Below are 22959 nucleotides of genomic sequence, written 5' to 3' on the forward strand. Positions count from 1 at the left end.
AATGAATGGTGGATTTCAATTCTATGAACCAGTGGTTTGAGGCCCAGAAGAAACTGGCTGAACAATGGCAGTCCATGTTTCCGCTCAACCAAACGTCAACAAGTAGCAGTTCTTCCAATTTACAGGATTTGTGGACTGCCCAACAACAATTTTTCAATGACTATATGAAGGCGTTTCAGCCTGCAGGTTTCACACCAGCTTACCCACTTCCTTTTTCCCATCCAGCCTTTGAATCGTGGAATAAATTTCAATCCAGCTGGACAGAGCAGATGGAAAAAGCAGTGAAAGAAGGACCTTTGGGGAATTATATGGCACAATTTCCGGATATGAACACCTATTTGGATTTCTACCGCCAGCAATTTAACCCTAGTCGATTATTCGATGCTATGGATTCGGAGTCCTATAGTGTCTTTTTGAAAATGATGGATGCCAACCAGCATTTTTTGTCATTCTATCGATACTTTGATAATCTGAGAGACCTTTATTCTAAGCCATTGGAAGCAGATGGGAAAGAGATGATGGAAAAATGGTTGGCAGATGGACAGCAATTTTATACAGACTTTGTCCAGCCTTTTATCCCAGCCCAATTGAGGCAGCTAGTTGATGCTCCATACCAACTGAGCCAAACCATGAAAGATAATTGGGTAAAATTCCTAGGACCTTGGTCGGAATCCTTCTTTGATTTAGCGCGCCTTTATGTCGAAGGGGCACATGGGGATACGGACAAATTAGCGGAGTATTTTGAGGTTTGGAAAAAACAGTACGAGGAAACTGTAGCACCGCTCTTACGGGTTCCAGGCATGGGTAACAATACAGAGAAAATTGAGCGCCACAATGCCTTTATTGACAATAGTATCCAACTTTTGCTGACCAGTGTTGAATTTCAACAGAAATTAGCCCAAGTAACTCGTAAACGTGCCAAGGGCTTATTGGAAGAATACGCAGAGCTGGTTAAAAAAGGGGAGCAACCGCAAACCTATAAAGAATTTTACCAACATTGGTCCAACGAAGTCGAAAAAACCTTGCAAGAGTATTTCTACTCCGATGAATTTTCTCAACTCTTAGCCAAATTTGGAACTGCTAATGCTCAATTTGTCATTGCTCGCAATAAACTATTAGAACTGTCTCTGAAAAATCTTCCAGTCGTACTAGAGAGTGATGCCCGCAGCCTTTACAAGAAAGTACAGGATTTGAAACGCGAGGTCAATAAACTCAAACGTGAGCTCAAGGAACTCAAAGAGCCAAAAGAAGATGCAAAGGTGACCAAGCCAAAAACGAGCAAAAAAACGGACAAATAAAACTAGAGAGAAAGGAGAATGACGATGTTTGACGATTTGTTTACAGTTCCCCGAAAGAATTTTCAAGATGCCTTGGAGTCTCAGCAACGCTTGTTAAAAGGGATTGAGACCTTGACAAAGTTGGAAAGACCTAGAGGCGGTGTATCTGAAAAAGAAATGATTTATACAGAAGATAAGCTGGTCTTGTATCACTTTGTTCCAAAGGTTAAGCGTCCACTAAAGACCCCAACCCTGATTTCCTATGCTTTAGTCAACAAGTATTATATGTTAGACCTGCAGGAAGGCAATAGTTTTGTGGAAGACTTGCTCAATGCTGGTGCGGACCTCTATGTGATTGACTGGGGATACCCGACTAAAGATGATATGTTTATCACCATGGAAGACTATATCCAAGGTTATATGCGTAACTGTGTGGAAGCTGTTTTGGAACATTCTGGCGCAGATAAGATTAATTTCTTTGGTATCTGTCAGGGGGCGAATTTTGCGACCATCTTCACAGCCCTCAATCCAGATTTGGTTAAAAACCTGGTAACCGTTGTTGCACCGATTGATTTTTCTCCATGTGATAAATTGCTCTTCCAATGGGGAAAATACCTGGATGCAGACAGCATGGTGGAGGCATATGGCAATGTTTCTGGCGAAATCATGAACAATGGTTTCCTGCTCTTGTCACCGATCAAATTAACTACCAATAAATATCTAGATCTGGTCGATAAATTAGATAATGAAAAAGCCATGACAAACTTCTTGGCACTTGAAAGTTGGATTTTTGACAGTCCAGATCAAGCAGGGGCCACTATTCGCCAGTTTACCAACGATATGTACCATGACAACAAGCTAGTCAAGGGTGAGTTGAAAATTGGGGATGAAACCGTGAATTTGAAGAACATCACACAACCCCTGCTCAATATTATTGCCAAACGAGATGACCAGGTTCCGACCCTGGCTTCTGAGCCACTTCCAAAACTCGTCGGTTCAAAAGATACGGAGACTGTTTACTACGAATCCGGGCATATCGGCCTGTTTGTCAGCAAGCGTTCACGTGAGCAAGTCATACCAAAACTCATGGATTTTTATAAAACCCATGATGATTAAAAAAAAATACCTATCTATCCTGGGATAGGTAGGTATTTTTCAGTGTTTGGGAAAAGGCAGAGCGCGAAGTTGCTCTATTCTCAAAGCTTAAGTGTGATTTGTCTGCCGGAGTTGTCAAAAAGTGCTTGGCGGATGCTAGCCAGTAACGCTTGTGGCTGGTCTGTTAAGATGGAATGCCCTGCATCAAAAAACTGCAAAGTAGCCTGAGAAAGATAGTGGGCAGTTAGGTAGGCAGATTCCAGACTGACGACATCGTCTGATGTGCCGTGCAAGATATGGACAGGACAGGTAACCTGCTGAATCCTGTTGTTACCAGCCACAAATCCATTGTGCCGATTGGTCATGTTAAAGGTGAATAGCAAGAGGCAAATATCCGAATAATTGCGCTGTTGACAGGCAGCTTCCATGTAGAGTCTAAAATCTTCATCCGAAATGGGAGTGTTTTGATACAAGGGGGAAAGGATCTTTCTCATCAAGGATTCTTGACCTGATTTTAAGGCATATTCAATCCGTTGTAAGACAGGATTCCACTTGGCTAAGGCTGGGTTTGTGTTGGCCAAAATCGGTAAAATATTAAACGACACAAGCCTGGATTTGCTAGGTGGCAGGTAGCCTTGTACACCAACTGAAGATAATAAGAACAGACGCTGAATGGCAGTTGGACGGCTGGCAGCCATTTCAAGTGCAACTCCTCCACCTGTGGACCAGCCGAGAATGGAGTAGGCTGAAATGGACAAGGCATCCATCAATTCGAGCAAGTCTTCTGCCAAGTCCTGTAGGGCATGGAGGGACTTGTGATAACTAGATCGTCCAAACCCCCGCATATCGACGGCAATCAATTGGCATTCCTGCTCGAGAGCTTCCATCAAGTGTTGGAAATGGGTAGATGAACTAAGATTGCCATGGATAAGAAGGAGGTAGGGACCTGTGGATCCGGCTGTACGATAGGCGATTCTTTCGCCATTTGATAGATCATGATAGTGATATGGATAGTGCTTCATAATTGTACCTTTCCCACACATTATACACAAAGATAGTCGAAAATCAAACCAAAGAAAAAGGAGTAAGAAGATGTCAAAAGTATTTGAAATTGGACAATCAGCTAGTTTTTCTAAGACAGTTACAGAGACAGATGTGGTCTTATTTGCAGGGATTTCGGGGGATTTAAACCCTGCTCACACCAACGAGGTTGAAGCATCACAAGGGATGTTTAAGAAGCGAATTGCTCATGGTATGTTAGGAGCATCCTTTATTTCGACAGTATTGGGGATGTATTTACCGGGTCCTGGCACTATCTATCTGGGCCAAGACCTCCGTTTCCTGAAGCCAGTTGCGATTGGTGATACTCTTACGGCGACTGCTCGTATTAGCGCCATTGATGAAAAAGGATGGCTGACTTTAGACACCCTTGTCACCAACCAAGACGGGCAAAAAGTCATTACTGGAGTCGCCCAAGTTATCCCTCCTAAATAAGGCTCTAATAGTTTATAAGACTTACTATAATAAGTTCTAATAGACCAAGTATTGAAATCACCCCCTAGCTATGATAAGCTTGTGATATATTTTACATTCGAGGAGGAATACACATGAATCGTGTAACAGAATTGTTGGGCATTCAGTACCCAGTATTTCAAGGGGCTATGGCCCAAATTTCACGCCATCAATTGGTGAGTGCCGTTTCCAATGCAGGTGGTCTGGGGATTCTTGCCTCAGGCGGTCTGACTGCTGAGGAAGTACGTGAAGAGATTCGTTTAACCAAGGCCTTAACTGACAAACCCTTTGCTGTCAACTTGATGCTCATGATGGATAATGTAGCAGAAATTGTCGAAGTGTTGATCGAAGAAGGTGTTAAGGTTGTCACCACAGGAGCAGGGACTCCTAAACCCTATATGCCACGGTTAAAGGAAGCGGGTGTCATTGTCATCCCCGTCATTCCATCAGTCAAACTAGCGCAAAAAATGCAAGAGTTGGGTTGCGACGCTGTCGTTGCCGAAGGGATGGAAGCAGGGGGCCACATTGGGGAGATGACCAGTATGCCTTTGACCCGTCAGGTGGTTGCCAATGTCGATATTCCTGTTATTTGTGCAGGCGGTGTTGCCGATGGCCATGGACTAGTAGCCGCTTATGCTCTTGGAGCTGAAGGTGTGCAAATGGGGACTATCTTCTTAGCAGCCGAAGAGTGCCCAATTCCAGATAGCTACAAACAAGCAGTTCTGGATGCGGTGGACACATCGACAGTTGTGACTGGCCGCAAGTTTGGTGCGCCTGTACGCTGTATTCGAAATGATTTGACAACCAAGTATTTGGAGCTAGAAAGCCAGGATATTTCACGTCATGAGTTAGAGAAAATTACCATGGGAGCCTTGTCCAAGGCAGTCAAAGAGGGTGATGTGAAAAATGGATCCCTTATGGCAGGCCAGATTGCTGGCTTGGTCAAAGAAATCAAACCGGCAAAAGCCATTATCGAAGACCTGTTTACTGAAGCAAAACAAGTCTTAGCAGGTTTATCTATCTAAGAAGCCACCAATTTTATCTACCGAACAGGGTTTGTCCCTGTTCTTTTTAATTTCACAAAGATGAAAAATCCATTTCAAAATTTGGAGAAATAGACCTAAAATAAAAGGAATATACCGTTTGAGATAGTTTGTGAAATATTATTAGACAAACTAATAGTTCTATCAATTTTTATTAAGTAGATTTTTATGTAATTTCGATATATGATGGTAGTGTCAACAAAATGTAAACGCTTCACAAATATTTTTTAAAAGGAGTCTTACAATGTCAGTAAAAGAATTAGCTAAAGAGTTGTATCCAGAAGATTTGTTTGGTTATGCAGAAAAATTAACCGAAGGCGAATTAAAGGTCTTGAAACACTTACGTCAAGAGATGGAAACACGCATCCGTCCAGTCTTGATTGATAGCTATGAAAAAGCATTGTTACCACGTGAAGAAATACTTGGAGCTTTCGCTGCAGCGAAAATCATGACCCATCCTGACCTCTTCGTTGGTCGTGAAGGATCTTGGAAAGCTGGTGAGCTCTATAATGCTTTCCTTTATTTGGAAATGGCACGTTTTGATCCATCAGTGGCAACCTTCTATACTGTACACGGTGGCTTGGGCTACAACACTATTCTGATCGGTGGTAGTCCTGAGCAGATTGAACGCTTTGGTACACCAGTTCGTAACTTTGAAGCACAGACCTGTTTCGCCTTGACAGAGCCTGACCATGGTTCAGATATTGCAGGTGGTCTTGCAACAACAGCTGAGCGTAAAGGTGATGTTTGGGTATTGAACGGTGAAAAACGTTGGATTGGTGGTGCCAAGACAGCTGACTTCATTCCAGTCTTTGCTCGCGATGTAGAAAGCAAGAAAATCAAGTGCTTCATGGTGAAAAAAGGTAGCCCTGGCTTGTCAGTTGAAAACGTAGAACATAAGATTTCCCTTCGTTTGGTCAACAATGGCCATATTACCTTGAAGGATGTGGAAGTTCATGAAGATGACCGTTTGGTTAACATCAATGGCTATGGTGATGTGGCGAAAATCTTCGTTCGCACTCGGGCTGACGTTGCTTATATTGCAATGGGAACCGCAGCAGGTGCCTTCAATGCAGCCCTTCGTTTGACTACAACTCGTGAACAATTTGGTCGCAAATTAGGTGGCTTCCAATTGGTACAAGAAAAACTGGCTCGCATGCAGGCAAATGTACAGGCAGCCATTGCCTACTCAGCTCGCATTGCTGAAATCCAAGAGTCTGGTACAGAAGAGATGCTCAACTCATCATTGGCGAAACTGCACAATTCTCTCCGCATGAGAGAAACTGTTGCTTTGGCGCGTGAAGTCTGTGGTGGTAATGGTATTACCTATGAAACCGAAGTAGCTCGTTTCTTCACAGATGCGGAAGCTATTTACACTTACGAAGGCACACACGAAATCAATGCCATGATTGTTGCCCGTGAACTCACTGGCATCGGTGCTTTCATCTAACCCTTGCTCTTCAATCCTCAGAAATCCCAGATGGTTCATTGCAATAGGCTGAACCGAGAACTATCTGGGGTTCTGATTTTGTAAGCAACAGGAAGTAGGGACCAGTTTCCTGCTTTCAAACAGCAAGATCCATGGTGATCTGATGAATGAGATAAGGAGAAAAAATGGAAATTACAAATGTTATGGTCATTGGTTCAGGACAAATGGGAAGCGGTATTGCGCAAGTTTTTGCACAATCAGGCTTCACCGTTTACCTCAATGACATTAAAATGGAATTTGTTGAACGCGGCTTAGCTGGTATTAAAAAGCAATTTGATCGAGCAGTTGACAAGGAAAGAATGACCCAGGATGAAGCAGATCAAGCGATGGCACGCTTGATTCCTTCAGTTGATTATGCAGATGCAAAAGGTGTGCAGTTGGTGATTGAAGCAGCAACTGAAAATCGGGATATCAAACTCAGCATCTTTAAGCAGTTGGATGAGCTAACTCCTCCAGAAACTATCTTGGCATCCAACACCTCTTCCTTGTCTATAACGGATATTGCAGCAGCAACTGGTCGTCCTGATAAGGTTTTGGGGATGCATTTCTTCAACCCAGCACCTTTGATGAAACTAGTTGAAGTCATCCGTGCCATTCAAACCTCACCAGAAACAGCGGCTGTGGTGGAGGAAGTGACTGCAAAAATCAATAAAACAGCAGTTCGAGTGGCCGATTCTTATGGATTTGTTGTCAACCGTATCTTGATTCCAATGGTCAACGAAGCAGTCTTTGTCTTGGGAGAAGGTGTGGCAACAGCAGAAGAAATTGATACGGCTATGAAATTAGGGGCCAACCATCCAATTGGTCCGCTTGCCTTGGCTGATTTGATTGGTTTGGATGTGGTTCTTGCTATCATGAATGTCCTCAGTACAGGCTTCAATGATCCAAAATATCGTCCTGCACCGCTCCTTAAAAAGATGGTAGAATCTGGTAAGCTTGGTCGTAAGACAGGCGAAGGATTCTTTAAGTATTAAGAAGGAGGAGAGAAGATGAAAGAAGCTGTTATTGTTGCGGCTGTTCGGACACCGATTGGCAGTTATGGAGGCTCTTTAAAAGATGTTCCAGCTGTTGATTTAGGTGTGACAGTAGTCAAAGCTGCCTTAGAAAAAATTCAACTCTCACCAGATATGGTAGATGAACTGATTTTTGGGAATGTCTTGAGTGCTGGTTTGGGGCAAAACGTCGCCCGTCAAATCAGTGTGAAGGCAGGTATTCCAATATCAACCCCTTCTTACACCATCAATAAGGTCTGTGGTTCTGGTCTAAAAACCATCCAATTGGCTGCCCAGGCTGTTCTCCTTGGAGATGCAGATGTTGTCATTGCCGGTGGTGCTGAAAACATGAGCCAGGCAGCCTATGTTTTACAAAATCAACGTTGGGGTTCTCGGATGGGGCATAGTAAGGTTTTAGATACCATGCTTGTGGATGGATTGACTGATGCCTTTGAACCGATTCATATGGGCATTACTGCTGAAAATGTAGCTGCCAAATATGGCATCAGCCGTGAACAACAAGATGCCTTTGCAGTTGCATCCCAAGAAAAAGCCATGGCAGCGATCAAAGCAGGAAAATTCAAAGATGAGATTGTGCCAGTGAGCATTCCGCAGCGCAAAGGCGATCCAATCCTATTTGACACTGATGAATACCCACGTGAAAATGCCAGCATAGAAGGCATGGCCAAACTTCGTCCAGCTTTCAAGAAGGATGGAACGGTTACAGCCGGAAATGCTTCTGGTATCAATGATGGAGCAGCAGCTGTCGTTGTGATGAGTAGTGAAAAGGCTGAAGAGCTTGGTTTACCAGTCCTAGCAACGATTAAGTCCTATGCTAGCGCAGGTTTGGAACCAGAGCTGATGGGCTGCGGTCCAATTTATGCCAGCCGAAAAGCCTTGGAAAAAGCTGGTCTGACTGTTGCCGATTTAGACTTGGTGGAATCCAATGAAGCCTTTGCGGCACAAGCATGTGCAGTTAACAAAGACCTAGACCTCAATACGGATATTGTCAATGTAAATGGAGGTGCCATTGCCCTAGGCCATCCAATCGGAGCATCAGGTGCCCGCATCTTTGTAACCCTTCTCCATGAAATGCAAAAACGTGATGCCAAATGTGGACTTGCGACCCTCTGTATCGGTGGAGGTATGGGAACAGCAGTCATTGTCACACGTTGAGTCAAGAAAAGGAGATGGTAGAATGAAAAAAACACCAAACCGTTGGTTGATTTTGGCAGCAGCTATTTTAACCAACCTATCCCTTGGTGCTGGCTATGCCTGGTCGGTATTCCAAAAAGCTCTTTTGGAAGCCAATGTTGACCAGGGATGGGTCCAAGCCCAAACCTCTCTAGCCTTTAGTATCTCCTTTGCCATGGTACCAATTGGTATGATTATCTTTGGACCAAAGGTAGATGCCCTAGGCCCTAAAAAGTTTGTCTTCCTCGGAGGAATTCTCTTTGGACTTGGGATGTTTGCGACTGGTTTCGCAACATCCTTACCAGTCCTTTATCTGACCTATGGTCTGGTACTTGGTTTAGGTATCGGTGCCGCTTATGGTGCCGCAACATCTGTGGCGACCAAATGGTTCCCAGATAAAAAAGGTCTGGCTGGTGGTTTGACAGCAGCAGGCTTTGGTCTTGGCCCCCTCATTATCGGTCCTGTAGCAAAAAGTATGATTGCAGCAATGGGTGTGTACCGGACCTTTAATGTTCTGGGAATTGCCTTGCTCGTGATTATCTGCGCTTCCTCCTTGGTCATGGAAAAAGCACCAGCGGCTGCACCAGTAGAGGGTGCACCAGCACCGACAGGTAAGACCCACAAGGAAATGCTACGTGAAGGAAACTTCTGGTTGCTCTGGGTTATTTACATCTTAGGAGCAACTGGAGGTATGATGATTATCGGATCTGCAGCTTCTATTTCTGACCAATACAAGTTGGTCGGAGAGGCGACTTTCTTTGTCATGTTGGTATCCATTGCCAACACCTTTGGTCGAATTTTTTGGGGAGCTGTTTCAGATAAAATTGGTCGCTACCCAACAGTTGTTGCCATGTTTGCGGCAGTAGCGGGAGGCCTCTTTTTGACAGCAACCTTTAAAGGTGAAGGCAGTGTCCTAGCCATTGTAGGTGTCATGTTGGTTGCCCTGTCCTTCGGTGGTTTCCTGGGATCCTTCCCAGGTATCACGGCAGAAAACTGGGGAGTTGCGAATGTCGGTACCAACTATGGCTGGATGTTTACAGCCTACGGTGTTGCAGCCATTGCTGGTCCACAACTAGGTGCCCGCCTGGCTCAAGCCAATAATGGTGATTATTCAATGGCCTTCTATATTGTTATTGGAATGGCCTTGCTGGGTATTGTGTTGCAGCTATTCTATATTTCTAAAACCAAGAAATAATGTCCTTTGGTAAACCTCTTCTGGAGGTATCAGATTTTCTTCTGATACCTCTTTTTTTTAGGGAATTGACTAGTTTATCTATAAGCTAGTCTTATATTTCTATTAAAAATTCTTAAGTAGACGAGACAACAAAATATTATTATACTGAAAATGTAAGCGTTTAACATTTTGTCATCTGAATGATTGCATTGTTGACACCTGAGCAATCGTTCAACTAACAAACTAGGAGAAAGTCTATGAACAAAACTGTATTGTTAGAGGTGAAGGACAAGATTGGTTATATTACTATCAATCGTCCAGAAGCTCTAAATGCACTCAGCTCACAAGTTCTCAAGGACTTGAATGAGGTATTGGATACTGTCGAAGCAAGTCAGGAAATCCAGGTTGTTATCGTCACAGGTGCAGGTGAAAAATCATTTGTTGCTGGTGCAGATATCAAGGAAATGGATACAATGACACCAACTGAAGCTTTTGAATACATGACCTATGCCAATGATACCTTCTCCAAACTCGCCAATCTCCGTCAACCATCTATCGCTGCTATCAATGGCTATGCCTTGGGTGGGGGAATGGAACTGGCACTTTCAACTGATATTCGCCTAGGGCATGAGAAAATCTTGCTTGGATTTCCTGAGGTGACACTTGGCATCATTCCAGGATTTGCAGGTACCCAACGGATGTCACGCTTGATTGGTGCAAGCAAGGCAAAAGAACTGATTTTAACAGCACGAAACGTGAAGGCGGATGAAGCACTTTCTTTGGGAATTATCAACCATTTGGTGCCCGTTGATCAGTTACTAGAAGAAGCTGAAAAGTTGGCGAAGAGTATTTTAAAAAATGCGCCACTTGCTGTCGAAAAAGCTAAACATGTCATCACAGTTGGTGTGGAACTTCCGTTGCAACATGCCATTCGTTTAGAAACGGAAGCAGAAGCACTCTTGTTCTCTACTGAGGATAAGGTGGAAGGCATGCGGGCCTTTGTCGAAAAAAGAAAAGCTGTCTTTAACAAGAAATAAACCGACTGACGAGGAGAAGAAAATGGCAAAAATTGTAACGCTTAAAGAAGCCGTATCCTTGATTCAACCAGGTCAAATCGTGGGAATCTCAGGATTCTTGGGAGTTGGTGAACCGTTTGAATTGATTGAAGGATTGGTTGCCCAAGGGACCAAAGACTTAACCTTAACCTCTGTTGTGACCTCACACCCAGGTAAGGAAGTTGGAGTTGGTCGCTTATGTGAAAATCACCAAGTTAAAAAATATATCGCAGCCCATGTTGGAACCTCACCTGGCGCTCAAAAAGCTTACTTCAGTGGTGAAATGGAAGTAGAATTCACACCGATGGGAACGGTTGTGGAACGCCTGCACGCTGCTGGTGCCGGACTGGGAGCCGTCTTGACTCCAACAGGTGTAGGAACAATCTTAGAAGAAAACCAAGAAAAAGTTGTCCGCAATGGCCGTGAGTACCTGGTTTATGATCCTTTGAAAATTGATGTAGCCTTGATTAAAGCGACCAAGGCTGATGCCTATGGCAACCTGTACATCGATGGAACAACTAAAAATATCTCCCTTCAGCTAGCACTTGCAGCAGATACTGTCATTGTTGAAACCAATGAAATTGTAGAAGTTGGAGATATCAGACCAGATGATATTTACATTCCTGGAATTTTGGTTGATTATGTTGTACAAGGCTTGTCTGCCCAAGAGCACCATGAAATGATGGGAGCTCTTTGGACAGAAACGAAGAAATTAGCAGAGGTGTAATAAGATGAAAGCTAAAGAAATAATTGCACGCCGTGTTGCCTTAGAATTTCACGATGGCGATGTTGTCAATCTTGGCTTTGGGATTCCAAACGCATCTGCAGACTTTATTCCAGATGGCGTGAATGTAGTCTTGCAAGCTGAAAATGGTGCGCTCCGCTTTGGACCAACACCAGGCAAGCATAACTACCATCCAAATACAGCCAACTCCGGTGGTGCACCAATTACCTTGATGCCGGGGGCTTCAACATTCGATATTCAAACCTCATTTGCGATTATTCGCGGAGGTCACGTTGATGCAACCGTATTGGGTGCTTTAGAAGTTAGCCAGGATGCTAGCATTGCCAACTGGATTATACCAGGCAAGTTTGCTCCAGGTATGGGTGGAGCCATGGACCTCTTAGTCGGGGCAAAACGAGTAATCGTTGCTCTCCAACATACCGATAAAACTGGCGAATCAAAAATTTTGAAAGAATGCTCTCTTCCACTTTCAGCCAAGGGTGTGGTATCGATGGTCATTACTGACCTAGCTGTCTTTGAATTCCAAGACGGTAAATACCTTTTGAAAGAAGTTGCACCAGGTGTGACAGTAGAAGAAGTTATCGCTAAAACAGCCGGCGATGTTATCGTTGACAAAGATGTAAAAACCATGCCAATCTAACTACTAGAGTGGCCAACCAGTCCGCAATCTGTTTTTGAAGAAAGTGCAATGGGGACAGTACTGCTATCAGATTGCAGACCAAACGGAAATACAGCATACAGAGGGGGGAGCTTGGAAGAAAAAAACTGGGCTCCACTCTGTCTTTTAAGCAATAAAAAAGCAGCTATTGTAAGTTGTTTTGCAAATGGCTGAAAAGTCAAAATGGTTTATTGTGTTTTAAAAAAATGGTAAAATGAAAGCGGAAACATAATAGATTAATATAGGTTTTTGTTGGATAGTGTTTGTCTGAAAATGAATGGATTTGTTAGTGAAGGAGGACCTTATGGGCATGGATATTGTACAGATGGGCTATTTTATTACCATAGTTGAGTGTCGGTGCAACCTGTCTTTGGCTGCCAAGAAAATTCATATCAGTCAGTCTGCCTTGAGTCAGTTTATCACTCAATTTGAGACCAACGAGGGCATCCAACTTTTTCATCGAAAGAATGGCCGATTGGAACGCTTGACCGAGGCGGGGGAGCTGGTTTTTCAGTATTCTACCGAAATTCTTTCTCGCTATGATGAGATGCTGGCGATGATTTCACGCGAATCTGCTAAGCAGCACGGGACTATCCGTTTAGGGGTTCCTTCCCTCATTTTACGTGTCTATTTTTCCACGATTTTACCAGACTTCTTGCTCAAGCATCCGGACATCAATATTCAAATTAGCGAGGGAGGGGGCATTGAATTGCTCCGAAAATTTGTTGAAGGAGAACTCAATTTTGCCCTCTTGATTGAGCCAACCAAGTTGGATCCGAAAAAGTATGAACAGCATATCATTCAAATGGATGAATATGTAGCATTTATGGACAAGGACCATGAGTTGGCCCAGAAAGACCTTCTCGAGTGGAAGGATATTCAGCCATACCCTATTGCAACCTTTAATAAAAGTTTTACAACCTATCATGCCATTACTGAAAAGATGAAAAAGGAAAAGACCAAGTTGAAGTTGACCTACCTGTCATCTTCTTGGGACTATCTTGTAGAAGCAACCTATGGCAATGAAATCATCAGCATCCTACCACGACCAGTGGCTGAATTGATTGATAGAGACCGATTCACCGTTGTGCATTTTAGGGACTATATTCCATTTAATATTTGGCTCTGTCGGCCTTATAAACACAAGTTAGGAGAAGTTGAATCCTTCGTTTATGAAGAGTTTTTGAAACTCTATTACTCGCCTGTAACCGAAAAGAATGGGGATGACTATGTTGTTTGATCAAGAACGCATTGACAAGATTCAAGAATTCATCCAAGAGCAGGTTATCGGAAAGGCTCGCTACTACGATATCAACGAACGTTTCCCAGAGCGCTTATGGGCCTATCTGAGCCAAGAACTTGGTATTTTTGACCTCTTGGTGACCTATCCTGATCGGGCAGTTGGTTTTCGGACTTTTTTGGAAATCATCCGCCAACTCTCTTTAGAGTTTGCTTCCTTAGCAAGCATTGCCTATACACAGGGAATTTACGGGATTTCTTTGCTCAACCGTTTTGGAAGTCCTGAGCAAAAGCAAACCTATTTAGCTGATTTGGTCAGCTGTCAAAAAATGGGTGTCTTTGCTTTTTCTGAAAAAGACATAGATTTGGAGCGGGAATTACCTTCCACTATCGCCCGACAAGTGGACGATGGCTGGGTGATTTCAGGAGTCAAGCACAAGATTGCCAATGCCAGTCTTGCAGATGTGGTCTTTGTTCTTGCAAAAACCATAGATACCTATGGTAAAAAAGGGACTGGGATTTTTATTGTTGACAGGCAACAAAAAGGGGTCACAGTTGGTGAGTCAGTAGAAAAGATAGGCTTACGAGCTATGCCTTTGGCACCCATGTCTTTTGAAGGAGTCCGTCTTCCTTCCAATAGCTTGTTAGGGGGAGTGGAAGCAGGTCTGCAACAATGGCAGGCGACCCTGATGGACATGTGGGGGGCGATTGCAGCCCAATCCCTTGGGATTGCAGAAGGAGTCCACCAAAAGGGGATCACCTGTAGTCAACTCAAGCGCAATTTTGGCAAACGCCCTATTGATGTTACTATCAACCAGATCAAGTTTGCAGAAATTGAGACTAAGCTAGCAGCCTGTAAGGCCTACTATCAAGAATACCTCCGCAGTGACATGCAGGAAAAACGAGCCATTTTGATTCTGAAAGTCCTGACTTCTGAAACAGCAAGATCCCTGTCGGAAGAAGTCATTCGCATTACAGGTTCCTATCATTTTTTGGCTGAAAATGACATCGAGCGTTATGTTAGGGATGCCGAAGTTGCCAGTACCTATGGGGGGACCAATGATGGAATGCGGCGCAAGATTGCCCAAAAATGGCTGTGATAGTCGAAGGGAAAATCACTATGTTACAAACCTATACTTTTGGAGAAATGCGGCTCACCTGGTTGAGGGGAGCTGATAAATATACTGATGCAGGAACCTTGTTCGGCCCTGTTCCGAAAGCTGTCTGGTCGCGTTTTTATCCGACGACAGAAGATGGCTTGATGGCAGATGTGACAGATCCTATTTTGATTGCATATAGGGGCAAGCACTATCTGATTGACACCAGTTTGGGAACGGAGAAACTAGATGCCAAACTGCGGAGAAATTTGGGAGTCCTGTCCGAGAATCGGGTACTTGAGAGCCTAGCCTGTCTCGGCTTGGGTCCTGAGCAAATTGATGTTGTTATGATGACCCATATGCACAATGATCACGCTGGCGGCTTGACGCGTTTGGTAGATGAACAGCTCGTGCCAACCTTTCCAAATGCGGTGATTTATATCAATGAGATCGAATGGGAAGAAGTTCGTCATCCCAATCCTCGCACTAGGGCAACCTATCTGCGGGAAAATTGGGAAGCCATTCAAGACCAGGTGCAAACTTTTGGAGAAAGTTTTACAGTCACGGACGGTATTGAAATGCATCGAACTGGAGGACATAGCAATGGTCATTGCATAATTCTGCTCAAGCAAGCTGGAGAGACTATCATCCATATGGCAGATACTATCTTGACCCATGTCCACCGCAATCCGCTCTGGGTTGCTGCTGTGGATGACTATCCTATGGATTCGATCGCTGCTAAGCAAAAATGGGTGACAGAAGCCTACGAGAATGGATATACCTTCCTTTTCTATCACGATCCCTTCTATGCTCTGTTGAAGTTTGATTCGACAGGTCAGGAAGTTATCGCATGTTTGGAGCGATTTAGAAAGCCCCTGGTACCATTTACGGACAAGCAGGACAAGCGTCTAGAAGTTCCAGACCACGTCAAACTCCCAATTGTCACATTGGGTTGATCCAACCTCTTCTCATCACCTAGTGTCCAACTAGGTGATTTTTCGTGGTATAATAGACAATGAAGAGGATATTATGACAGTACTAAAACAGATTGAAAAACTTAGAAAAGAAATACTGGGGCCCTTAACAGTCTTGACCGGAGAAGATGTGGGCCAATACCAAATAGCCAAAGATGCTTTGCTGGAGCAAATTGGATTTGATGTGGCGGATTTGACTTATGCATATTTTGATATGTCAGAGGCAGACTATAGTCAGGTAGATATGGACTTGGTTTCCCTGCCCTTTTTTGCAGATGAAAAGGTCGTGATTTTAGATTACTTTGCAGATCTGACAACGGATAAGAAGCGCTATTTGAGCGACGAAGAGTTGAAACAGTTCGAGCAGTATTTGGAAAATCCGGTGGAGACAACTCGTTTGGTCATTCTAGCAGGGGGAAAGCTGGACAGTAAGCGCCGTTTGGTCAAACTTCTCAAACGAGACGGTCTTGTTTTGGAAGCCCAACCCCTTAAGGAAGCAGATATTCGGCAACATTTCCAACAAGAAGTGGGGCGTTTGGGTTTACAAATGGAGTCGAGGGCATTTGACCACCTCTTGCTAAAATCCAATTTTGACTTTGCAGAATTGACCAAAAACCTAGCTTTCTTGCTGTCCTATAAGGGACAGGAAGTTATCCGGCAAGAAGATGTGGACTTGGCCATCCCCAAGACCCTTCAGGACAATGTCTTTGATCTGAGTCAGCTAGTTCTTAGAGGCGAGATGGATCAAGCTGCTAGTTTGGTTAAGGATTTGCGGTTGCAAGGTGAGGAAGAAATTAAGTTGATTGCTATTCTTCTTACCCAATTTCGCATGTTTCTTCAAGTACGTTTATTACAGGCTCAAGGACGGAGTGAGCAACAGATTGTGGCGGATTTATCGGACATATTGGGGCGTAAGGTTAATCCTTACCAAGTCAAGTTTGCTCTCAGAGATTCACGGAATTTGTCCATCGGTTTTTTGAAAAAAGTGCTGACCTTGTTGATTGAAACCGACTTTCAAATCAAAACGGGACAGAACGACAAGGACTACCTTTTTGATATCACCCTCCTAAAATTAGCCAGTCTGGACCGATAGAATTCGGACAAATAAATTGAAAAGGCTCTCACATTGGAGTAAAATAGGTATATCAATTAGTATAGGAGAACAAGAATATGGCAATTATTTTACCAGACCTTCCATATGCATATGACGCTTTGGAACCACATATTGATGCAGAAACAATGACCCTACACCATGACAAACACCATGCAACATACGTTGCAAATGCAAATGCTGCCCTTGAAAAACACCCTGAAATCGGTGAAGACTTGGTGGCACTTTTGTCAGATGTAGAGAGCATTCCAGCTGATATCCGCCAAGCCCTTATCAACAATGGTGGTGGTCACCTCAACCACGCTCTTTTCTGGGAGTTGCTTTCACCAGAAAAAACAGAAATTTCAGCAGAATTGGCAGCAGATATCGATGCAACTTTTGGTTCATTTGATGCCTTCAAAGAAGCTTTCACAGCAGCTGCAACAACTCGTTTCGGTTCAGGTTGGGCATTCCTAGTTGTCAATAAAGAAGGCAAGTTGGAAGTTATCTCAACTGCCAACCAAGACACACCAATCATGCAAGGTTTGAAACCAATCTTGGCACTTGATGTTTGGGAGCATGCTTATTACCTCAACTACCGCAACGTTCGTCCAAACTACATCAAAGCCTTCTTTGAAGTTATCAACTGGAACAAAGTTGATGAACTTTATAAAGCAGCTCGTAGCAACTAACATCCTAGCTTACTGCGACGTTTTTTCGAGGAAACGATCTTTTTCCGAGAAAAAACTAGTCAGTCCTCTAGGAAAGTTAATCGGGCTTTCCGTGCTACAAGGAGCAAGGCCCTTGTAGCTGAGGAGTGGGAACAAAGTTGATGAACTTTACAAGGCGGCAAAATAATAGAGCCTAGTCTCACATTTTCAACATTGAAAAAGCTTAGAACATCTTCAATAGCGGTTGTTCTAAGCTTTTTTTGTTTGTGAACAAGTTTCGTCAAAAGAGAGTAATGTTGATCTAATTTTCCTTTTTTACTGTCCTTTACGACGTTTTCGACTGGCCAGTCCAAGACCAGCTAAGAGACTGCTTGTTCCCATGACCAGAAGGGTCGTATCAGAAGAGCTGGCGGTCTGAGGAAGTCTTTCTTGATGTGTAGTTGCAGTTGCCTCTTTTGTTCGAGCAGGAGGAAGAGGTGCTTGCTCTCTGTGAGTCAAAAGCAATCCAGCTAAATCAAAGGCCTCTGGAGCGGCCTGAAGCAGGCTTTCTCCTTTCTGACTGATCAGCACACTAGCAGGATCCAGAGCTTCAGCTGCAGGATTGAGCAGACTTTCTCCTTTCTGACTGATCAGTACACTAGCAGGGTCCAAGGCCTCAGGTGCCGGATTGAGTAGTGCCTCCCCTTTCTCTGTTTGTAGGGCAGGTTCAGCTGGCAGTTCCGTTTCTACTGGATTAGGATTTTCAGTTTCTGCTTGCGCAATCCCCAAGGTAGCTTCCAGTTGGGCCAGGCTAAAGCGGGCATGCTTGATGTAAGCAAGGTCCGTTGTGACGCTGCCACCTTGCTGGCGCCAGTTTTCTGAAAATTCCTTGTCAAAATGCCCGTAAGAAATCAGGTTAAAGGTCCCATCTGGCGAAACAGTAGCCCCAGTATAGCCCGTATCGCCTGACTTGGCGTTGGTCGTGAAATCTTCAGCCAGACGAATTCGGTATTGGCCTTCATTTTGTTGCAAGAGATCATCGACACTACCAATCCAGGCAATCCAATCACCCGCCATCCAGTCATTGTTTTCAATCTGACCATTACGGTTGTAATCAAGAATGATTTCACGGAAGGTTACCACTAACTTACCAGAAATTGGGTCAACCAGAATTTTATGGCGTTCCCCTTGGAGGGCACCTTGCAATTCCATCGGTCGAGACCAAGTTTTGCCTTCATCATCAGAATAAATCAGCAAGCTAGAATGGTGGTGGGATTGGGCACGAACCAGCCCGATAATCCGTTGGCTATTAGGCACACGAAACATACCGATTTCACACATCTGGGCAGCTTGTTCAATATCACGGTGGGCTGCCAAAATCGGTTCTGGAAGGGACCAAACTTGGTTTCCATCTTCATCAAAACTCAAGATGGACTTGTAGTTAACGAATTGGTAGTCATGGAAAATACCCATCCATTCATCCTTGTAGTTCCCTTGTTCATCACGCAGTTGGATCAGACTGGACATGGCAACAATAGTATAGTGCTGTCGTCCGTTTCTAGTCGGGTGGAAGAGTTGGTATTCAGACCAGATTCGGCCACCGTCCTCAGAAATGGAGGTGCGGAAGCCACCCGTAGGGTTGTTTTGCCAACTTGGCATGGCAGTAATAAGGATGACTTTCTCACTACCATCAGCAAAATTGAGTTTGTAGAGAGTAGGTGTTTCCAAGGAACTTGCCCAAGATTCTGGGATGTCAGTCTTTTCAGTCCATGTTAGGCCATTGTCTTTTGAAATCTGCATCACAATTGGGCCATGGCCGTGACCAACTGGATAGGCAGCAATCAGCGTTTGGTTGTCATTGAGTAGGACCATGTCTGGCTGTCCTAGGTATTGGCGATTTGTTCCAGGTTTTTTCTCTAAATCCTTGATGTAGTCCGTTGGCAAGTCGTATTGAGGAATGCTTGGTTGGTGCAGGATTCGCTTGCTGATGCTGAGCGGAATGTCCGTCACAAAGTCAGTACCACTCGCGGTAATGCGTACGCTAGTTTGCCCCTTGGATAGCGGCTTGATAGTACCAGTTGCATCAATACTTGCAATAGTTGGATCAAGGACCTCAAAGGATAGTTGAGCGTTGGCTTTGTCTGTCACCAAGTAGGCTTTGATGGTATGCTGCTGGTCGGTAAAGAGAGCAATTGAGTTATCTTTTGCATAGATTCCATTTACGCGCATGGAGTGAAGGACTTCGGTCGCATCAAGTGGTCGATTGTAAATTTTCAACTCATCAATGGCTCCGACAAAGCTTCCGCCTCCAATTCGATCGATTGGAAGTTTGAAGTCATTTGTTGCGGTCCAAGGGTTGGTTTCGACCAGGCGACCGTCCACATAGAGTTTGAGTCCCCCTGTTTGGCTGTTGGTCCAGGTATAGTGCCGCCATTGGTTGGTCAGGCTGCTCACAGAACGCATGGTTAGGCGGTCACCTGGATTATTTCCGACACGAACACCAACCTTGCCGCCTGTTCCGTCTAATTGAGAGGTGAGGGCACGTCCGCCTTCCTGGCTGCGGAGGACTTCTCGGTTACCACTTGTGGAGGATTGATCCAATAGCCAGTAACCGACAGTCCATTCCTTGCCAAGTTGATGGTTGGCATCAAAGTTTAGTTGGGTATCTGCAGTCACGGCCAATGCTTGACCGCTTTTTCCTGGGACATAGGTTGGGCTTGTACCAGTTGGTGTGCGTTGGCCCCATTGGTCATCTGTATTTTGGTCAAAATGATAATAGCTAAATCGGGCTGCCTGATCTACTTCTGGCAAGCCAACTTGTTCACCATTTTTTAAGCGGATGTAGCGCTCGGTAATGGATTTCAAGGCCTGTTTGAATTTTGCTAAATCTGCTGGGATTTGTGCCTTTGTGGTTTCATTTGGCTCACGAGCGATTTGTGTCCCTAGTCCATTGTGGCGGGTTGTACGGTCGTAGCGGTCTTCCAGGCTATCCAAGAGTCCCTCGATTTCCATCTCTAAGACTGGAAATTCTCGTTTCATCTGATAGAGTTTATTGACATCACGAACAGCTTCTGCCATTTTTTCTAGTCGCACACTAGACTGTGGTTTTGGTTGTCTAGCATCCGCCTTATCTGGATAGAGAAGCTGAGTGTCCCCTGCTTCGAAGGCCCAGTGAGAGAGGTCGGTTAAAGGGTCGCGAACCCAAGCATCCAAGGCCCAACGGAGGAAGCCGTTGGTATTAAATTTGGCGCCATAGAGAACGGAGAAGTAACTTTCACCTGGTAGGTTGAAGAGGAGAGAGTTTGGGTATTCTTCGGTAGCAGTATAGAGGGTGGTCTTTTTCCCTTGCGCATCTCGTTCAGCAACCAAGCGTTCAAAGGCAGCCATTTCAGACTTCATGTGAGGTGTTCCGATACTGAGGTCATCAATGCGTGCGGCAGTACTAGCAAAGGAGCCAGAGAAGTGGTTGGCTGCTGCAGCGATTTTGAGATATTTTCCATCCTTGTTTGGGACAGAATCAATCAGTCGAAAAGCCTGTTCCATATTGCGTCGCTCATCGATTCCGACGTAGAAGCGGTCAAACCAACCTTTTTCATCCAGATGGGTGATTAGGGCTTCTAAGAAGGGGCGCCAGACAGTTGCGTAACGGGGATCTGTAACCTCTACTGTTATTTCTTCGATAGCTTGCGTAGCCTTATTGGTGTAAGTTACCTTGTTGCCCCAAGGAATCATCGAGTAGCCGACAATCTTGTCTGCTAGACCATATTCTTCAGCTAATTCTACCCATTTGTCAAAGTGACTAAAATCAAAACTAAATTGACCATCAGCTTCCTTAAACCATTTGATCATGGATGGAACCCGTGTCTGACCTTGAGCATAGGTTTGGCCGCCCCAAGCTTCTTCCACGATGGATGCGGTGATACCACGTCCCCCCATTTTCTTATAGATTTCAAGGCTTGGTCGTAGAATGGCCAGATGCTCTGGTGAAAACGGTGTGACATTGTAATATTCGGCTGAACGGTACGGATACTGCCAGAGTTCAATGCTAAAGTCGTTTAGGTGGTCAAGTTGGGCATCTTGAACTTCCAGCTCAAGGTTAAACGTGAGCGGATTTTCGATTCCATCAGCCAGGACCTCAATGTGTGTCTGGTAGGTACCAGCTTGAGCTGTTTTTGGTATGGCAATACTCAGCCAGAGATTTTGTAAGGTATTATAGGCGACATCAACTGTTTGGTCATGTAGTAAGAGGTCGGGGCGTGAAATACTTGGTGTGGTTGGGATGTTGAGTTTGTTAGCATTGTGGTAGCCAGCATTTCCTTGATAGCCAGTGATTTCTTTGATAAAGTTCCCAGTGATATGATCTTTTGAAATGGTCTGGCCTGTTGCACTCACCAAATCATGAGTGCGGAAGCGCAGATTTTTTAGACCAGAATCTTGGGGCAGAATAGCCAGCTGACTGGTCACCGTGTCATTTTTCCAGGCAACCAATTGTCGACTGGTTTCTTGGTTGTTTAATAGTCGGCTATACGCATCTCCGTAATGATGGACATTGTTATCTACAAAACTGCCTGTAAATTGAGCAATGGTTGCTTGAACCTCAATATCCAGACGGGCGGTTAGTTGCTTGTAGTGGGCGATGAGTTGCGTTCGACCTTCTTTCAGACCTTCCACACGACCGGTTTCATCCACTCGAGCAATCTCAGGGTTGGCAATACTGTAACTTACCAAGCTAGGGTCTGCATAGGCAGGAGCAATCTGCAGTTGGCTAGCAAGTGATTGTCCGACTTTGAGATTGAGACTTTGGGATGAAAAGGCTAGCTGCTCGGGTTGGTAGGGCTGGTGGCTAATGGTTGCCTTATGAACCTGATTGACATAGTTAGCTCTGGTATTGGCTGGGTTGTTGCGCCCTGTTGAGCTGACTTTTAAGAGGTGGTCCCCTTCTTGCAACTCATTGAACTCGATGATCTTGACCAGCTGGCGCGTGCTATTATAGAGATCCACTTCAGTCTCTTGACCATCATCTAACTGCACCTTGATAATGCCGTGGTTAGGCGATTTGTGGGCATAGAGGGCAATGCCATTTCCCTTGAAAGGGATGGTGTAATAGTGTTGGCTTTGGTCGTCTGTCTTTTGAATGTTGATGTAGGCTTCATTGGCATTTTTTACCCAGGAGCCTGTAAAGACAAACTTGTTAAAAGCTGCGTCTTGATTGTCAACAGGGCTAATCTCATCTACGACGGACTCCACAGCCTCTTCCCTAGGGGGCTCTTCAGATGGAGTGGCAGGTGTCAAGTCGGGGCTTTCAGGGCTTGTAGGCTCAGCTTGAAGGACAGGAAGTGATTCCCCTGCGGACCGATCAGTAGCTTCCTCCTCCAGGTGTAGCTCCTCTTCTGGGACAGGCTCGGCAAGGAGGTCACTGGTCTGAGGTTGGCTGTCTAGTTCATTTGCCAGGACTGGTTGTTGGCCAAATAGAACCGAACCGACAAGAATAGAAGCTGTACCAACTGTCAACCTACGGATGGAGAAGCGAAAGTGACGGTCGAATAGCTCAGTGCGTCTTCGTTTCATACGAAATCCTTTCTATTATATTTTATATTTTTATAATATTAATATACCAAAAAACAGGTAAATATCAAGCAATTTCACAATGCCAACAAAAGGTTTTCTCCCGGTAG

18 protein-coding genes are annotated in these 22959 nt (G+C 44.6%); 16 read left to right on the forward strand and 2 right to left on the reverse strand.

The window, feature by feature from the left end; all coding sequences use genetic code 11:
- Positions 1-5: 5 nt before the first annotated feature.
- Positions 6-1298: a poly(R)-hydroxyalkanoic acid synthase subunit PhaE gene (locus JNG37_RS07400; RefSeq protein ID WP_158457184.1), complete on the forward strand. Its 1293-nt coding sequence runs from the start codon at positions 6-8 to the stop codon at positions 1296-1298.
- Positions 1299-1322: 24 nt separating this feature from the next.
- Positions 1323-2393: a class III poly(R)-hydroxyalkanoic acid synthase subunit PhaC gene (gene phaC, locus JNG37_RS07405; protein ID WP_158457182.1), complete on the forward strand. Its 1071-nt coding sequence runs from the start codon at positions 1323-1325 to the stop codon at positions 2391-2393.
- Positions 2394-2473: 80 nt separating this feature from the next.
- On the opposite strand, the gene JNG37_RS07410 is transcribed toward phaC, so the two are convergent.
- Positions 2474-3394, reverse strand: coding sequence for an alpha/beta fold hydrolase (locus JNG37_RS07410; protein WP_187321636.1), 921 nt, complete (start codon positions 3392-3394; stop codon positions 2474-2476).
- Between the two features lie 70 nt (positions 3395-3464).
- Here JNG37_RS07410 and JNG37_RS07415 point away from each other — a divergent pair, with 70 nt between their 5' ends.
- The 14 genes from JNG37_RS07415 to sodA all read left to right on the forward strand — a co-directional run bounded on the left by JNG37_RS07415 (position 3465) and on the right by sodA (position 17326).
- Entirely contained in the window at positions 3465-3866 is a 402-nt protein-coding gene (locus JNG37_RS07415; protein ID WP_158457179.1) for a MaoC family dehydratase, read from the forward strand.
- A gap of 113 nt (positions 3867-3979) precedes the next feature.
- Positions 3980-4909 (forward strand): nitronate monooxygenase, encoded by a 930-nt coding sequence (locus tag JNG37_RS07420; RefSeq protein WP_158457177.1) that lies wholly within the window; start codon positions 3980-3982, stop codon positions 4907-4909.
- 262 nt (positions 4910-5171) lie between these two features.
- On the forward strand, positions 5172-6377 hold the full coding sequence (gene fadE, locus JNG37_RS07425; protein ID WP_158457175.1) for an acyl-CoA dehydrogenase FadE: 1206 nt from the start codon (positions 5172-5174) through the stop codon (positions 6375-6377).
- 164 nt (positions 6378-6541) lie between these two features.
- Positions 6542-7390: a 3-hydroxybutyryl-CoA dehydrogenase gene (locus tag JNG37_RS07430; protein WP_158457173.1), complete on the forward strand. Its 849-nt coding sequence runs from the start codon at positions 6542-6544 to the stop codon at positions 7388-7390.
- 15 nt (positions 7391-7405) lie between these two features.
- Positions 7406-8584 (forward strand): acetyl-CoA C-acetyltransferase, encoded by a 1179-nt coding sequence (locus tag JNG37_RS07435; protein ID WP_158457171.1) that lies wholly within the window; start codon positions 7406-7408, stop codon positions 8582-8584.
- A gap of 22 nt (positions 8585-8606) precedes the next feature.
- A complete protein-coding gene (locus JNG37_RS07440) occupies positions 8607-9797 on the forward strand; it encodes an L-lactate MFS transporter (RefSeq protein ID WP_158457169.1) in 1191 nt (396 codons plus the stop codon).
- Positions 9798-10033: 236 nt separating this feature from the next.
- Positions 10034-10813, forward strand: a complete 780-nt coding sequence (locus JNG37_RS07445; protein ID WP_158457167.1) for an enoyl-CoA hydratase/isomerase family protein — start codon at positions 10034-10036, stop codon at positions 10811-10813.
- 22 nt (positions 10814-10835) lie between these two features.
- Positions 10836-11558, forward strand: coding sequence for a CoA transferase subunit A (locus JNG37_RS07450; RefSeq protein WP_158457165.1), 723 nt, complete (start codon positions 10836-10838; stop codon positions 11556-11558).
- A 4-nt stretch (positions 11559-11562) separates the two neighbouring features.
- Positions 11563-12216 (forward strand): 3-oxoacid CoA-transferase subunit B, encoded by a 654-nt coding sequence (locus JNG37_RS07455; protein WP_158457163.1) that lies wholly within the window; start codon positions 11563-11565, stop codon positions 12214-12216.
- 328 nt (positions 12217-12544) lie between these two features.
- Positions 12545-13474 carry a LysR family transcriptional regulator gene (locus tag JNG37_RS07460; protein WP_158457208.1) on the forward strand — a complete coding sequence of 310 codons (930 nt, stop codon included), beginning with the start codon at positions 12545-12547 and terminating at the stop codon, positions 13472-13474.
- A complete protein-coding gene (locus JNG37_RS07465) occupies positions 13458-14573 on the forward strand; it encodes an acyl-CoA dehydrogenase (RefSeq protein ID WP_238336297.1) in 1116 nt (371 codons plus the stop codon). The genes JNG37_RS07460 and JNG37_RS07465 overlap by 17 nt, the downstream gene beginning before the upstream one ends.
- Before the next feature lie 20 nt (positions 14574-14593).
- Positions 14594-15526 carry an MBL fold metallo-hydrolase gene (locus tag JNG37_RS07470; protein WP_158457159.1) on the forward strand — a complete coding sequence of 311 codons (933 nt, stop codon included), beginning with the start codon at positions 14594-14596 and terminating at the stop codon, positions 15524-15526.
- 73 nt (positions 15527-15599) lie between these two features.
- The gene (gene holA / locus JNG37_RS07475; protein WP_158457157.1) at positions 15600-16637 is read left to right on the forward strand and encodes a DNA polymerase III subunit delta; all 1038 of its coding nucleotides are present in this window, start codon (positions 15600-15602) and stop codon (positions 16635-16637) included.
- Between the two features lie 77 nt (positions 16638-16714).
- Entirely contained in the window at positions 16715-17326 is a 612-nt protein-coding gene (gene sodA, locus JNG37_RS07480) for a superoxide dismutase SodA (RefSeq protein WP_158457155.1), read from the forward strand.
- Positions 17327-17620: 294 nt separating this feature from the next.
- Here the strand turns inward: sodA and JNG37_RS07485 are convergent, their stop codons facing one another.
- Positions 17621-22852: a glycoside hydrolase domain-containing protein gene (locus JNG37_RS07485; protein ID WP_158457153.1), complete on the reverse strand. Its 5232-nt coding sequence runs from the start codon at positions 22850-22852 to the stop codon at positions 17621-17623.
- Positions 22853-22959 lie beyond the last annotated feature (107 nt).

The sequence above is a fragment of the Streptococcus suis genome, assembly GCF_016775005.1.
Taxonomy (GTDB): Bacteria; Bacillota; Bacilli; order Lactobacillales; family Streptococcaceae; genus Streptococcus; species Streptococcus suivaginalis.

Excerpts from the sequence above, each read along its gene's own strand:
- JNG37_RS07440 (WP_158457169.1), top strand. The coding sequence starts at position 8,607 with ATGAAAAAAACACCAAACCGTTGGTTGATTTTGGCAGCAGCTATTTTA.
- JNG37_RS07410 (WP_187321636.1), bottom strand. The coding sequence starts at position 3,394 with ATGAAGCACTATCCATATCACTATCATGATCTATCAAATGGCGAAAGA.
- holA (WP_158457157.1), top strand. The coding sequence starts at position 15,600 with ATGACAGTACTAAAACAGATTGAAAAACTTAGAAAAGAAATACTGGGG.
- fadE (WP_158457175.1), top strand. The coding sequence starts at position 5,172 with ATGTCAGTAAAAGAATTAGCTAAAGAGTTGTATCCAGAAGATTTGTTT.
- JNG37_RS07420 (WP_158457177.1), top strand. The coding sequence starts at position 3,980 with ATGAATCGTGTAACAGAATTGTTGGGCATTCAGTACCCAGTATTTCAA.
- JNG37_RS07455 (WP_158457163.1), top strand. The coding sequence starts at position 11,563 with ATGAAAGCTAAAGAAATAATTGCACGCCGTGTTGCCTTAGAATTTCAC.
- JNG37_RS07400 (WP_158457184.1), top strand. The coding sequence starts at position 6 with ATGGTGGATTTCAATTCTATGAACCAGTGGTTTGAGGCCCAGAAGAAA.
- JNG37_RS07415 (WP_158457179.1), top strand. The coding sequence starts at position 3,465 with ATGTCAAAAGTATTTGAAATTGGACAATCAGCTAGTTTTTCTAAGACA.
- JNG37_RS07460 (WP_158457208.1), top strand. The coding sequence starts at position 12,545 with ATGGATATTGTACAGATGGGCTATTTTATTACCATAGTTGAGTGTCGG.
- sodA (WP_158457155.1), top strand. The coding sequence starts at position 16,715 with ATGGCAATTATTTTACCAGACCTTCCATATGCATATGACGCTTTGGAA.
- JNG37_RS07470 (WP_158457159.1), top strand. The coding sequence starts at position 14,594 with ATGTTACAAACCTATACTTTTGGAGAAATGCGGCTCACCTGGTTGAGG.
- phaC (WP_158457182.1), top strand. The coding sequence starts at position 1,323 with ATGTTTGACGATTTGTTTACAGTTCCCCGAAAGAATTTTCAAGATGCC.
- JNG37_RS07430 (WP_158457173.1), top strand. The coding sequence starts at position 6,542 with ATGGAAATTACAAATGTTATGGTCATTGGTTCAGGACAAATGGGAAGC.
- JNG37_RS07435 (WP_158457171.1), top strand. The coding sequence starts at position 7,406 with ATGAAAGAAGCTGTTATTGTTGCGGCTGTTCGGACACCGATTGGCAGT.
- JNG37_RS07445 (WP_158457167.1), top strand. The coding sequence starts at position 10,034 with ATGAACAAAACTGTATTGTTAGAGGTGAAGGACAAGATTGGTTATATT.
- JNG37_RS07485 (WP_158457153.1), bottom strand. The coding sequence starts at position 22,852 with ATGAAACGAAGACGCACTGAGCTATTCGACCGTCACTTTCGCTTCTCC.
- JNG37_RS07450 (WP_158457165.1), top strand. The coding sequence starts at position 10,836 with ATGGCAAAAATTGTAACGCTTAAAGAAGCCGTATCCTTGATTCAACCA.
- JNG37_RS07465 (WP_238336297.1), top strand. The coding sequence starts at position 13,458 with ATGACTATGTTGTTTGATCAAGAACGCATTGACAAGATTCAAGAATTC.